Here is a 13,498-nt window from a genome sequence, read left to right as displayed (position 1 = left end):
CCAGAACATCTAGTCGATCAGCTTCAGGTAGGCCAGGCTGCGGTACCGGTACCGCCCACTCCCGTCGAGAGCCCAGCGGTTGCAGGTGGTCAGCACCAGCTGGGACGGGCCGAGGTTGCTCTGCAGCTCGGCCATCCGCTTCTCGGAGAGGTTCAGCGGGGCCCGGGCGATCGACCGGGTCACCCGGTAGGTCAGCACCTTGCCCGACGCCAGCTCCACCTGCACGGTCGCGCCCTTGCGGAGCCTCGGCAGCCGGTTGCCCGCGGCCCAGCCGCTGCGGTTGGAGTGCAGCGCCACGAGGACCGAGCCGGGGCCGCCGGGCTCGCCGTCGCCCCGCCAGAAGAAGGCCTGGCCGAGGGCGTTCCGGTTCAGCGGGACCCGCGGCGTCGCGGTCGCGCGCAGCTGGGCGGAGATCCCGGTCGACGGCACGCTCAGCCGGCCTCCGTCCCAGGCGGCCTGCCGCACGCCGGTGGTCGGTGCCACCGCCTTGACCTTGCAACCGCCCTTCACCTTCGCCTTCGCCAGGACGGCGCCACCGTCCATGACTACCCGCACAATCTTGCCGATCCGGAGTCCGGTGAGGTGGATCTCGCGGGTCTGGCCGGGCTGCACCTGCGCGGTGCCGCGGACCTTCTTGCCCACCCGGACCCGGACCGTGCCCGGGATCGAGGAGGTGATCGGGTTGACCGCCGTCACGAGCGCCTCGCCGTACCGCCTGGTCACGCAGGCGGTCTTGACCGAGGCCTGCATCGACAGCTCGATGCCGCCGACCTGACCCGGCATGCAGACCTGAACCTGCTCGCCCGCCGACTGCTTGGTCTCCACGATGGTGGCGGTGTTGGTCCAGGTCTGGCACTGGCCGGGGACCGCCGACAGGGGCAGCGTGTAGTCGAACAGGGTCGGCTGGCCGCCGGCGTTCCAGTCCGCGGTGCCCAGCGTCGCCGGGGCGCCGACGGTGCCGGCCTTGTCGTCGGTGACGGTGACGGTCCGGTTCGTCTCGGTGTCCAGCACGAAGGCGACCGGCACCTGGGTCACGACCGGCGAGCCGGCGGCCCAGGCGATCGACACGGTGGCCGTGCCGTCGGCGTACCCGCTGTCGGGGAACGTGCAGGTGATCGGTACGGCGACCGTCTGGCCCGCCGGCACCGTCACCGGTGAGCCCGTCGCGACACAGGTGGCCGGGGCGTCGACGTCCAGCGTCACCGAGACGCCGGCGGACACGTCCTTGAAGTCGTTCGGGTTGGTCACCTGCACCGAGCCCGAGGCGGTCCAGCCGCTGTCGGTCGCCGCTCCCGGGATCGCCGCGACGACGTAGTGGGCGTTGGCCTTCCCGTCGACCCCGGCCTGGAGCTGGCTCTGGTCCGCCTCCTTGGTGATCGCCCAGGCGTAGGACCGGTCGAAGTCGCCGGCGAACGCGGCGGCGGCGGCCGGCGTCCTCACCACGCACAGCTCGACCGACTCGTCGGCGGACTGCTCGGTCTGCACGATCGTCGCGGTGTTGTCGTAGGTCGTGCACGTCCCGGCCACGCCCGACTTGGTGACGGTGTAGGTGTAGGAGAACGGACCGGCGTCCCAGGTGCTGGTGCCGAGCGGGTGGTTCGCCCCGGGCTCGGTCTTGTCGTCGACCACGTCGACCGACTTGTCGATCTCGTCGTCGACCTGGAGGGTCAGCGGCGCGGTGCCGGTGGCCGTCGCGTCCTCGTCGTCAGGGTCGGTCCAGCTCGCGGTCGCCGTGTTGGTGCCGGTGTACGCCGCGGGCTCGGCCCCGAAGGTGCAGGCGTAGTCGAGCTCCTCGGTCGCGCCTGGCGCGAGCTCGACGTCGGTGCCGCCGGTCACGGTGCAGACGCCGCCGGTCACGCCGGAGAGATCGTCGGTGACGTCGGCGACGATGGCCCCGTCGGCGTACGCGTTGGGGTTGTGCACGGTGATGGTGCCGTGCGCCTCCCAGCCGGAGTCGACGTAGCCGTCCTTGGTGACGTCGACGGTGTAGTGGAAGTCGTGGCTCTGGCCGTCGCGGATCTCGACGGACGTCTCGTCGGCCGCCTTCGCGATCTTCCAGTGGTAGGTGCGGTCGTAGGAGCCGGCCGCGGTCTTGGTCACCTCGAGCGGCGCCTCCCGGCACACCTCCACCTTTTCGGTGGCGGTCTGGCCGGTCTCGGTGATGGTGGCGGTGTTGTCGTAGGTCTCGCAGACCCCGAGCGTGCCCGCGGGAGCCGTCCAGTCGTACTCGAAGGTGGTCGCCTGGGTGCCGTCGCCCCAGTCGGCGTTGCCGAGCGTGGTGTTCGGGGCCTTCGGATCGGTCACCGTGATCGTCTTGTCGACGTCGGTGACCTTGGCGAAGGACACCGGGACCTCGGTGGTGACGGCCTTGCCGCCGAAGGTCGCCGTGGCGGTGTTCGTACCGCTCGGGTGGGTGGTCACGTCACCGGCGCAGGTGTAGGGGACGACGGTGGTGTCGCCCGGGTCGACGGTGACGGCGGGGTCGCCCGTGATCGTGCAGGTCCAGCCGGCGACCCCCGAGACGTCGGTGATCGTCGTGTCCAGCGCCTTCGTGGCCGAGGGGTTCTCGACCGTGATGGTGCCGGTCCAGGACGCCGTTCCGTCGGTGAACCCGTCGGGGGTCGCGGTCACGCCGTAGTGGAAGGTCGCCGAGCCGTCGGGACCGATCTCGACGGAGTCCTCGTCGACGGTCTTGTCGAGCGTCCACCTGTAGGTGCGGCCGTACTCCGCCTTCACCGTCTTGGTGATCTCCGGGCGGCACACCTCGGTGGTGGCGGTGTCGGAGATCTGGGTCCCGGTGATGGAGACGACGTTGTCGTACGTCGTACACGCGCCCGCCGCGAGCCCGGTGTCCAGCTGCACCTGGGCGTCGATCGTGACGGTGTGGCCTGTCTCGTTCCAGACGTCGACCCAGTTCAGGCTGGACGGGCTGAGAGTGACGGCCACCGGGTTGCCGCCCGCCTCGGTGATCGCGTCGACCAGGTCGATGTCCTTGTGGGCCGGCGTCTCGGTGGTCTCGCTGTCCTCGACCGCGTTGTCGTACGTCGCGGATCCGGTCGGCGAGAAGTACGTGGCCTTGTCCCAGGTGACGGTGACCCGGTTGGTGCCGTGGTAGTTGTCGGGCCAGGAGCCTGCGTCGATCGTGCAGGTGTAGTCGAGGTCGAGCGTGCCGTTCTTCGGGACCACGGCGTCGTCGCCTCCGGTGACGGTGCAGGTCACGTCGTCGCCGTTGAGGGTGAAGACGTCGGCCACGTCGGCGGTCACGTCCCAGTCGTTGGGGTTCTCGACGGTGATCGTGCCGTCGAGGATCGGGGCGGAGTCGGTGGTCGGCAGCGCCTGGACGTCGATCTGGTAGTCGACCGTGGTCTTGCCGTCGTCCCCGACGAAGACGCTCGCCGGGCCGGTCTTGTCCAGCGACCAGTTGTAGGTGCGGTCGTAGGCCACGGCGACGGTCTTCTCGACGGTCAGGTCGAGGCCCACGCAGACCTCGACCGACGCGTCGTCGTCGCGCGTCGTCGGCGTGTCCTTCTCGGTGAGCGCCGCGGTGTTGTCGTAGGTCGTGCACTCGCCCGGCTCGCCGGCGAGCTCGAGCTGGTAGGTGAACACCTTCTGGTGGTCGGTCATCGCCCAGACGTCGTCCCACGACAGGGTGCCGAGGGCGCCCTGTCGCGTGTCCGTCACGTCGACGGTCTCGTCGGTGCGGCTGGTGCGCGCGAAGGTGTAGTCCTTCGTCGCCACCGCGCTGCCCTGGGGTGCGTTGGCGGGGTCGTTGGCGTCGCTCTGCTGCTGCGGGTAGTCCGCGCGGCTCCAGGTGAGCGTCGCGGTGTTGGTGCCGCTCGGGCTGCCCGGTGCCTGCGCGTACGTGCAGGTGTAGCCGAGCGTGGTCGGCCCGGCTGCGAGGGTGCGCTGCTCACCGGGCGCGCCGGCGTCCGCGTCGGTGCCGGCGACCGTGCAGGCCGTGTTGTCGGCGAGCAGGTCGGTGACCGTGACGACCATCGGGCGGGGGTTGGGGTTGGTGATGCTCAGCTCGCCGACGACCCGGTAGTCGGTGGTCTGCTCGGGGCCGGCGGTCACGGTGACCGTGTAGGTCGGCTTCGCGGTCGTGCCGTCGGGCACGTTCCACGCGGCCTGGTCGACCGTCTTGGTGATCGTCCAGTCGTAACGGGCGGCGTACGACGCCTCGGCGGTCTTCGTGAGGGTCGGCGGCAGCCACTTGTGCGGGTCGGCGAAGTTGACCGTGACGCTCTCCGCCTCGTCGACGGTGACCTGCTGGGTCCGGTCGGCGGGTGGCGGAAGGAGCATGCCGGTCGGCGGCGCCGTCTCGGTCACGGTGTAGGTGCCGGGCTCGACCGGGTCGATCACGATCACGCCGTCGGCCGCGCCGTCGTCGTCGCCGGCCCCGCCGTCGGTCACCGTCAGCGTCGCCGCGGCGCTGCCCGGCGTCGGGTCCGGCGAGATCTGGAAGGTGGCGCCGGGGGCCGGGGCGCCCTGCGGGTCCCGCTTGTTGATGGTCAGCCTGCCGCAGGTGGACGGGACGGAGACGTCGGCAGCGACGTAGTCCTTGAGCGAGGCGTTGGGGGAGTCGGAGGTACGCGAGCGCATGTTGATGGTGCCGTAGTCGTTCGAGCAGGTGCCCGCGGGGAAGAGCATCGAGAGGTTCAGGGACCCTTCGCCGAAGATCTTGTCGCCGCTGATCGCGCCCTCGAACGCGCTCGCCGGCACGGGGACCTCGCACCAGCCGGCGCCCGGCGAGTAGCCGGACACCTCCGTGCAGTTGGCGCCCCAGTCGGGGCTGCTCTTCAGCGTCCACAGGTAGGCGTGCACGATCTGGAAGTCGCCGTTGCCGCCCTGCTGGACGTCGAGCATCAGGTCGTTGACCGAGCGGACCGGACGCGCCGGCAGCCCGGGCATGTTGTCGAGCTGGTTGAACTCGATGTCGTAGTTCACGGTGCCCTGGGTGGCTGCGCGCTGGAAGGCGAAGTAGGCGAACACCTCGCCGTTGAGGGTCGCGGTGTGGACCCAGGCGTCGGTGAAGTCGTCCTTCTGGGGAGCGACCGCGTCGGCGGCCTGCCAGGTCGACGGGTGGTTGTCGAAGTCCTTCGGGTTCTTGTACTGGGTCGGGTCGTCGGCGCCGTCGACGAGATGCTGACCGGTGGTGTCCCAGTCGAGCCCGGTGCCGTCGACGGTGGTGTTGCCGTCGATCTCGAACCCACCGAACAGGCCCATCGCCACGGTCGACGCCACGCGCGCGGACGCCGGTGCCGCGGCCGCTGCAGGTGCTGTGGCCGGTGCCACGGCCGCCGGGAAGGCGACCGAGACGCAGGCCATGGTCGTCGCGACTACCAGTCCTCGCCGGAAAAACGACATGCCGATCGTCCCCCACGACACATCGGCCCGAGAACGGCGCCAGGACCGCTCCGACGGTCGAACCTGAGCCACCGGTCCCTCCGGCGACGGTTCCCCGTGCGACGCAACCTCCGATCGGGTGCGTCAGCTGGGACCTTAGGCCCGGGTCCGACCGCGTCGTGTCGATTTGTCGACAGTGCTGAGTTAAATCTCGCGCTCAGGCTGGCGCGGAGCGCGCGGCGTACACGTTGGCCAGGTCGGCGATGTCGGTGACGTAGGCGTCGGAGTGGTTGAAGCTGAAGATCGCGCGCCGCCAGGTGTCGGGGTCGGTGAGGTCGCCCGCGTGGCACAGGTAGCGCGCGGCCGCGAGCGCCGCGTCGTCGATCTGGTTCGGGTCGGCGACCCCGTCGCCGTTGCCGTCGGCGCCCCACGTCGCCCAGGTCGAGGGGATGAACTGCAGCGGTCCGATCGCGCGGTCCCAGGTGGCGTCGCCGTCCATCGCGCCGCCGTCGGTGTCGTGGACGGCGCCGAACGCGCCCCCGTCGAGCACCGGCCCGAGGATCTGCGGACGTGGCACGCCGTCCTCGCCCAGCACCGAGCCGTGCACGCTGCCATGGGTGGACTCGATGCCGCCGATCGCGGCGATGCTGTTCCACGCGACCCGGCAGCCCGGCTGCTCGGCCGCGACCTGCAGGTGCGCTCGTGCGTACGCCGCCAACGCCCGCGCCGGGATGCCGGTCTGCGCCGCCACCCGGGCCAGCCAGGCGGCGTCGGGCCGGTACGGGTCCGGCGCGGTCGCGGGCGCGGCGGGGGCGGCGGGGGCCGGCGGGACCCCGGTGAGCGCCGGCGCCGGGGCCTGCGCCGCCGGGTCCGGCAGCGGTGGGCGACGCGAGCCGGCGTCGTACGCGAACGCCACGCCGACGCCGATCACCAGCGCGATCGTGACGACCGCGAGGGAGACCGCGCCGACCAGGTAGCGGTCCGGCCGGGGCATCGGGTCAGCGGTAGTTGGTGAACTGCACCGCGAAGTCGTAGTCCTGCGCCTTGACCAGGGCCTGCACGGCCTGCAGGTCGTCGCGCTTCTTGGACGAGACGCGCAGCTCGTCGCCCTGGATCTGCGCCTTGACGCCCTTCGGGCCCTCGTCGCGGATCAGCTTGGAGACCTTCTTGGCGTCCTCGGAGCTGATCCCCTCCTTGAGGGTGATCCCGATCTTGGAGACCTGGCCGGACTGGCGCGGCTCGGAGGCATCGAGGATCTTCAGCGACTGGTTGCGCTTGATCAGCTTGTCCTGGAAGACGCTGAGCACGGCGCTGGCCCGGTCGTCGGCGGACGCGCTGATCTCGATCGCGTGCTCGCCCTTCCACTCGATGGTGGCGCCGGTGCCCTTGAAGTCGAAGCGGGTCGAGATCTCGCGCGCCGTCTGCCCGAGCGCGTTGTCGACCTCCTGGCGGTCGATCTTGGAGACGATGTCGAACGAGGAGTCGGCCATGGGTGTCACCTGCTGATTCGGAGGGGTCAGTCCTGCTGCGCTATTGTTCCGCGTAGAGGTCCGGTCGCCAAAAGCGGTCCGGATCGCACCGAGGCAGGTTGCCCGAGCGGCCAATGGGAGCGGACTGTAAATCCGTCGGCTTTGCCTTCGAAGGTTCGAATCCTTCACCTGCCACGGCACGAACCGCCCCTGGCCCGCGGAGACGCGGACCGGGGGCGGTTTGCTTTACTCGCCGTCGTGACCGACGCCGACCGCCGCGACATCCACGACACCGTGCTCCGCTACTGCCGCGCGGTCGACCGGCTCGACTACGCCGGCATCCGGGCGGTGTACGCCGAGGACGGCGTCGACCACCACACCGGGTTCAGCGGGCCGGCCGACGACTACGTCGCCTGGCTGCGCGAGGTGCTGCCCCGGCTCGACGGCACCATGCACGTCATCGGCAACCACCTCGCCGAGGTGGCGGGCGACGAGGCGGTCGCCGAGACGTACGGCACCGCCGTGCACTGGGGGACGCCGTCGAGCGACGCGCGGCGCAACTTCACCACCGGCTTCCGGTACGTCGACCACTTCGTCCGCACCCCCGCCGGCTGGCGGATCCGGGAGCGGTACGCCGTGCGGGAGTGGACGCGCAGCGACGCGGGCCGGCTGCTCGCGCCGGAGGGCGCCGGCCCCCGCGGCAGCCGCGACGGGAGCGATCCGCTCGCCGTCGTGCGGCAGGCCGTGCTCGGGGACCGCGCCGTCGGCTGATGGCTACGGCCGTGCCTGGAACGGGAACAGCGCTCGTGACGCCCAGCCCGACCCGGACGGTGCGATCGGGGTGGCGGTGCCGGCGACCGCTCCGGTGGGCGTCCAGTCGGCCCGCGTCAGCGAGCCGTTGGTGCCGGCGAACCAGAGCTTCCCGTCGGCGACGAAGGCGCCCCGCATGCCGCTGTAGCTGGCGCCGGTGACCGACGGGAAGGTGTACAGCTGCTGGCCGACCACGCCGGACTCGATCTCGAAGCCGCGGCGGAACAGCTGGGGCGAGCCGGCCTTGGTGAAGTAGATCCAGCCGCGGTCGTAGAAGAGGCTGGTGAGGTTGGGGACGTCGCCGTTGTGCCAGTCGGACTGGGGGACGAGCTGGTCGGCGGCGTTGATCGTGACCGGTGCGCCGTACGTCGTCCCGTCGAAGGTACGACGCGTCAGCGTGCCGTTGGCGTAGGCCGTGTAGAGGTCGCCGTTGACCATGAACGCGCCGACCGTCGTGCCCCAGCCGGTGCCATTGGGGGCGTCGGTGGGGACCGTGGCCGTGGTCCCGTCGAATCCGACGCTGACCAGCTGGGAGCCCCCGCTGGCGACCCGGTAGATGGTGGCAGGCAGCGTCGCGACCTGACGGACCGGCAGGGTCGCGCCGGAGGAGAGCGGCACGAAGGCGACCTTGCGGTGGGTCTCGTTGGCGAACACGTCGGTGTCCGAGCCCACGAAGAGGCCCTCGGGCGTGGCGACCATGTCCTTGACGCCGACGCCGAGGGTGCGGGTCGGGTTCCAGGAGTACGGCATACCGTTGGCGACGTCGAGGGCTCCGATGCCGGGTCGGGACACGGCGCCCTGACCGGCGGCGTCACCGCGGGTGGGGTTGTTCTGCCAACGCATGTGGCCGCCGACGTAGACGACGTCGGCCGTCACCTCGGTGTCCCAGGTGGTGTCGCCACCGGTGTAGGCCACCCAGGTGGGGCGGACGTTCGTGCCGGTGGCGGCGGACTCGTAGCGGGCAACCAGGTCGCAGCCGCTGGTGCCGGCGACACTTGCGGAGCCGCCGTACGCGCCGGTGGTCGAGACGATGAAGAAGCTGCCGTCGGGTGAGAACTCGACGTCGGTCATGTAGGTCTCGAACGAGGAGCTGCACGCGGACTCGTACTGCGTCGTGTAGTAGTTCGCGAGCGCCATGCTCGGTCCGCCGATGTCGAGGACGGCGAGCTGGTGGCGGCGCACGCCGTTGACCGAGTTGAAGTTGCCGACCAGGACCAGCCTGCTGTTGGCCGGGTCGGTCGCGATCTTCTGGACGTTGGTGATGCCGCCGTTGTGAACGCCGGCGATCACGCCGGTGTAGTAGGGATCGCGGGCTCCGGTGGTGGCATTGAGCGTGCCGAGAGCGGCGCTCGGCCGACCCTGCAGGTGCGTGAACTTCCCAGCCACCCACAGTCGGTTGCCGGTGACCGAGAGGTCGCGCACCTGGCCGTTGATGGTGCCCGGCTGGAAGGTCGCGATCCGGGTGCCCGTGGCGACGTCTGCCTCGTAGAGCCGGCTGACCGAGACGCTCGCGCCGCCGGACCTCACGCTCGTGAAGGCGCCGCCGACGTAGACCGACGTCCCGTCGGCCGCCGGTGCGAGTGTGTAGACGCGGTCGTTGGGGTTGGGGACGAAGGAGGTGGACACCTGTCCCGTGAACGCGTTGAAGGCGAACAGGTTCACCCGCGCGATGTCGGTCGAGCTGCCCGCGTTGCGGACCCGGGTGAACGTGCCACCGACCAGCACCATGTCACCGACCCGGGCCATCGCGTAGACGGCGCCGTCCATGACGTGCGGGGTGAAGGCGACCGGGTCGGCGTCGACGATCCGGCCTGTCTGCGGTGCCGCGTTGCCGGTGTCGGCGGCGCGGGCAGCGGGTGCGATCGGCCCCGTCAGGTAGGTGATGACGACGATCCCCACGGCAAGCAGCAGGGTGGTCGTCCTGCGAGCGGTCCCAGTTCCCATCGGACGTTCTTCCTCTCGACTCTCAGTAGGCGCCTCGGCCGCCGAGGACGGCTCCGGCAGTGCGGAGCAGGATCCGGACGTCCAGCAGCAGCGACCAGTTGTCGACGTACTGCTGGTCCAAGCGCACCGTCTCTTCCCACGAGAGGTCGGAGCGGCCGGAGACCTGCCACAGACCGGTGATCCCGGGACGTACGACCAGCCGGTGCCGGACGTCGGGGAGGTACGCCGCCACCTCGGCCGGCAGCGCCGGGCGCGGCCCGACGAGCGACATCTGGCCGAGCACCACGTTGATCAGCTGTGGGAGCTCGTCGAGCGACGTACGACGCAACCACCGGCCCACGCGGGTGATCCGCGGGTCCCGGTGGATCTTGAACAGGGGGCCGCTGGCCTCGTTGAGCTCGACCAGGTCGGGCGCCGCTGTCGCGGCGTCGCAGCCCATGGTGCGCAGCTTCCACATCGTGAAGGGCGCGTCGTTCCGGCCGATCCGGGTCTGCCTGAAGAAGGCGGGGCCGGGCGAGTCGAGCCGGATCGCCAGTGCCAGCCCCAGCAGGACGGGCGACAGCACGAGCAGGGCGAGCGCGGCGACGGCCCGGTCGAGCACGTGCTTCACGATGTGGGAGGGGCCCAGGCGACGGGGCGCGCCGAGGTGGAGCAGCGGCAGCTGCTCGCCCAGGTCGAGCCGGGTGCGCCCGGCCGGGGAGGTGAGCAACCCGGTCCACACGAAGATCGCGACGCCGTCGTCCTCCAGGCTCCAGCACAGGCGTTGCAGGTCGGCGGCGGGGACGTTCGGGTCCGGCGCGAGGATCACTGCGTCAGCACTGGTGTCCCGGGCGGTCCCGGCGCAGGTGGCGAGGTCGCCCGCCCCGACCACGTCGAAGCGGTGGGTCAGCGACGTCCCGAGCCGCTCGAGCAGGCGGGGCAGGGTGTCCGGGGTGCCGGCGACGACGACGCGGTGGCTCACGCCGCTGAGCCGGACGCCGCTGCGGGCCGCGACGGCCATCGCCCCGCGGGCGACCGCGCCGAGTCCCGCGCTGGTCAGGCAGACCACGGCGACGATGCCGGCGGACAGGGGGTAGCCGACCAGGTCGGCGACCAGCAGGGCGCCGGTCGGCAGCACCAGCGCGGCCACCACGACCCGGCGGCAGCGGGCGCCGAGGTGGCCGGGCAGCTGGTAGTCGCCCGTGGCGCACACCGCGACCACCCACATCGGAACGAACAGGAAGGCCGGACCTACGCGGGAGATCGCGTCGGGAACCAGGCTCGCGACGAGGACGACGACCAGCGCGGCCACCGCGTCGGCAGCGGCGAGCAGGCGCCCGGCGCGGTGCAGCGGGGCCGTCGCCCGGGACACCCCGTGCTCGGTCGTCACCACCGCCGTCGTGCGGGTACCCAGGACAGTCATCGGTGCACGAGGTCCTCGACCAGCGCCTCGAAGCGGGCGAGCGTGGGGGAGACCCGGTGCTCCGTCGGGACGTGGTGACCGGTCAGCACCGCCAGCGAGAGCCGGGTCGCGAGCTCGTCCTCGTCGTACGCCGTCACGACCAGGCCGGTCCGCGAGACGAAGCGCGCGAACCGCTGCTGGTGGTCGTCGACGTGCTCACCCTGGTACGGGTCACGCGGTACGACGACGGGAAGGTGCCCGTGCTCGCGGGCATCCATGATCGAGCCGGGCCCGCCGTGGGTCACCACCGCGTCAGCCCGGTCGAGCAGGTCGGCCATCGCGCCCGGACCGAGGAGGGACGTGCCTGTCAGTCCGTCGGGCAGTGCTGTCGAGCCGTGCTGCACGTGGAAGCGGAACATCCGCTGCTCGGCCAGGCTGCCGACCCAGCGCAGCAAACGGTCGAACGGGTGGTGGTCGGTGCCGAGGAAGACCGCGACCAGCGGCGGCTGGTCGGGCGTCACCACAGCTCTCCGACCAGGACCGAGGAGCGGTAGAGGTGCTGCTGCTCGGGCCACTGCACGAGGAACAGGTCGGTGGCCGGCCGGCACAGCTTGCCGGTCAGCGTGCGGGTCTCGACCCGGTCGTAGACCTCGAGGTAGATCGACGACGTCTGCCGCCGGTGGCGCAGCCAGAAGTAGGGCACGGCCACCGCGGCACCGGTGGAGACCACCACGTCGGGGCCGAAGTCGTCGAGCACGTGGTGCGCCTGGACGGAGTTGCGCGCGAGGTTGACCAGGTTGCGGGTCGTCGGGTGGTGCGCCCAGGTCACGCTCTCGCCCTCGAGCTTCGCGACGGCGTCGGCGGTGTCGAAGGTGACCCAGTGCCGGTCGTGCTTCTCCCACCACGGGCGCAGGCACATCAGCTGGGCGAGATGACCTCCTGAGGAGGAGACGAGAAGCACCCGCATGACGCACTCCCGGAGCTTGGTGGCTGACGGCGATGCCCCGACCTTAGGGAGGTGCCGAGGGGCTGACATGCCCCAAATACGGCATGTCTGGGGCTTCGCTCGGTCGGCGTCAGGCGGCGTAGTCGTCGGCGAGGACGATCGCCTGCTGGGCGTGCGCCTGGTACTCGGCCTGGGTGATGGGTCGGGTGCCGCCGCCGGTGACGAGGCGGTAGAGGCCGTGGGGTGTGCCCCAGATCCACTTGTCGGGTCCGAGCTGCAGCACCGTGTAGCCGAGGTGGGTCTTCGCACGGTGGTGGTGCCGGGCGAGGGGCGTGTCGTTGTGATCACCGGTCTGGCCGGGTGGGCCGTGCTTGTCGTAGGCGACGGTGTGGTCGTGGTCCGGTGTCCGGCCGTGTTTCGCGAAGAGGCTGGTGGCGTGGGGGAACACGTCTCCGACGGTGCGTAGCTGGGTGCGGTGCTTGACGTCGGTGGGGTGTTCGTAGCCGTTGACCGAGCGTCCGGTGTGCAGGTCGATGACGGGCTGCACGGTGATGGTCGTGTGGCGACCCAGGAGGTCGCTCACCTGGGTGAGGAGTCGTGGGCCGAGGCTCTCGACCCGGGCAACGGGCCCGAATGCACCGGTGTCGGTGAGGGAGACGTGGACGACGATCTCCGCGACCCGGCGGGGGTCTCGTGACGGTTGCTGCGCAACCTCCTCGACCTCCGAGGTGCCCGGGGTGTCGTCGATGCCGTTCAGGAACGCGAGGACGGCGGCGGGGTCGGCGAGCATGGCGAACGCCTCGGCCCGCCAGTGGTCCATGCCCAGCGGCTCGGCACCCTCAGGCACCTCGCAGTGCTCGGCCAGCGCGGCAGCGAGGTCCTCGACCGCCTCCTGGTGGGCCAGGGCATCGGCCTCGTCGAGCCGCGCGAACACCGTCCCCACACCAGCCTGATCGCTGTCCTCGCCGACCTGGGCCCCGGGACGGGGCTTGGGGTACCAGACACCCTTCTGGTTCTGGTTCTCCTTGACCCGCGCGGCGTGGGCGACCGGGTCGGCCTCGATCACCTTGGCCTCCGCGATGGCGAGGATCCGCGACGGCGACTCGTCCAGGGCGGCAGCGACCGCGGTGTCGACGACGCGGGCCTGGTGGCGGTCGAGGGTGCGGGACATCCGTGCGACCCGCCGCACCACCCACACCTCACAACGGCCGGCCTTCACGCCTTCCCACATGGCGGGGAGGCGGTGGCGCAGGTCGAACGCGTCCGCCAGGGCGCCACGGGTCGCGAGCACGTGCTCGTGACGGGCGATCGCCATCTCGACCAGTGCGAGGTCGGCGACCTCCGGGGTCCCGTCCCCGCCCAGGGTGATGAGCCGCGGACCGCCGTACCGGACCGGTACGGCGCCGGGCTCGGCCTGCGGATCACCCGAGTGGAGATCGGCCCACGCGAGCAGCAGCTCGAGCTGCCGGACCTCGGCCTTCCGCCGATCCCGGACACTGTCCTCGGCCGCGTGGAGCAGCTGCTCCGGCGTGGCATCCGAGAGGTCCGAGATCATGCGCCGATTCTATCGCACATATGTTCGAATAGCGAGGCCCGTCGCGG

9 protein-coding genes and 1 tRNA gene are annotated in these 13,498 nt (G+C 71.2%); 2 read left to right on the top strand and 8 right to left on the bottom strand.

Annotation, left to right across the window (positions count from 1 at the left end; translation table 11 throughout):
- Nucleotides 1-9: 9 nt before the first annotated feature.
- From FBY23_RS24290 to FBY23_RS24280, 3 genes are all read right to left on the bottom strand, one after another.
- Complete coding sequence (locus tag FBY23_RS24290) at nt 10-5,328, bottom strand: sortase domain-bontaining protein (RefSeq protein WP_141800491.1); 5,319 nt, start codon at nt 5,326-5,328, stop codon at nt 10-12.
- A gap of 235 nt (nt 5,329-5,563) precedes the next feature.
- A complete protein-coding gene (locus tag FBY23_RS24285) occupies nt 5,564-6,340 on the bottom strand; it encodes a lytic transglycosylase domain-containing protein (protein ID WP_141800490.1) in 777 nt (258 codons plus the stop codon).
- Between the two features lie 4 nt (nt 6,341-6,344).
- Nucleotides 6,345-6,836 carry a YajQ family cyclic di-GMP-binding protein gene (locus tag FBY23_RS24280; RefSeq protein WP_141800489.1) on the bottom strand — a complete coding sequence of 164 codons (492 nt, stop codon included), beginning with the start codon at nt 6,834-6,836 and terminating at the stop codon, nt 6,345-6,347.
- A 92-nt stretch (nt 6,837-6,928) separates the two neighbouring features.
- Here FBY23_RS24280 and FBY23_RS24275 point away from each other — a divergent pair.
- Together FBY23_RS24275 and FBY23_RS24270 are read left to right on the top strand one after the other, a co-directional pair.
- Nucleotides 6,929-7,010: transfer RNA gene (locus tag FBY23_RS24275), tRNA-Tyr, on the top strand.
- Nucleotides 7,011-7,073: 63 nt separating this feature from the next.
- Nucleotides 7,074-7,586, top strand: coding sequence for a nuclear transport factor 2 family protein (locus tag FBY23_RS24270; RefSeq protein WP_141800488.1), 513 nt, complete (start codon nt 7,074-7,076; stop codon nt 7,584-7,586).
- Between the two features lie 3 nt (nt 7,587-7,589).
- Here the strand turns inward: FBY23_RS24270 and FBY23_RS24265 are convergent, their stop codons facing one another.
- The 5 genes from FBY23_RS24265 to FBY23_RS24245 all read right to left on the bottom strand — a co-directional run bounded on the left by FBY23_RS24265 (nt 7,590) and on the right by FBY23_RS24245 (nt 13,451).
- Complete coding sequence (locus tag FBY23_RS24265; RefSeq protein ID WP_141800487.1) at nt 7,590-9,569, bottom strand: hypothetical protein; 1,980 nt, start codon at nt 9,567-9,569, stop codon at nt 7,590-7,592.
- Nucleotides 9,570-9,591: 22 nt separating this feature from the next.
- The gene (locus FBY23_RS24260) at nt 9,592-10,971 is read right to left on the bottom strand and encodes a sugar transferase (protein WP_141800486.1); all 1,380 of its coding nucleotides are present in this window, start codon (nt 10,969-10,971) and stop codon (nt 9,592-9,594) included.
- A complete protein-coding gene (locus FBY23_RS24255) occupies nt 10,968-11,471 on the bottom strand; it encodes a glycosyltransferase (RefSeq protein WP_141800485.1) in 504 nt (167 codons plus the stop codon). Before FBY23_RS24255 ends, FBY23_RS24260 begins: the two co-directional genes overlap by 4 nt.
- Nucleotides 11,468-11,917: a UDP-N-acetylglucosamine--LPS N-acetylglucosamine transferase gene (locus FBY23_RS24250; RefSeq protein WP_141800484.1), complete on the bottom strand. Its 450-nt coding sequence runs from the start codon at nt 11,915-11,917 to the stop codon at nt 11,468-11,470. Before FBY23_RS24250 ends, FBY23_RS24255 begins: the two co-directional genes overlap by 4 nt.
- 109 nt (nt 11,918-12,026) lie before the next feature.
- On the bottom strand, nt 12,027-13,451 hold the full coding sequence (locus FBY23_RS24245; RefSeq protein WP_141800483.1) for a hypothetical protein: 1,425 nt from the start codon (nt 13,449-13,451) through the stop codon (nt 12,027-12,029).
- Nucleotides 13,452-13,498 lie beyond the last annotated feature (47 nt).

Source organism: Nocardioides sp. SLBN-35, assembly GCF_006715725.1.
Taxonomy (GTDB): domain Bacteria; phylum Actinomycetota; class Actinomycetes; order Propionibacteriales; family Nocardioidaceae; genus Nocardioides.
The sequence above is the reverse complement of the archived record's forward strand: the minus strand, read 5'-3'. Positions and strand labels throughout refer to the sequence as shown.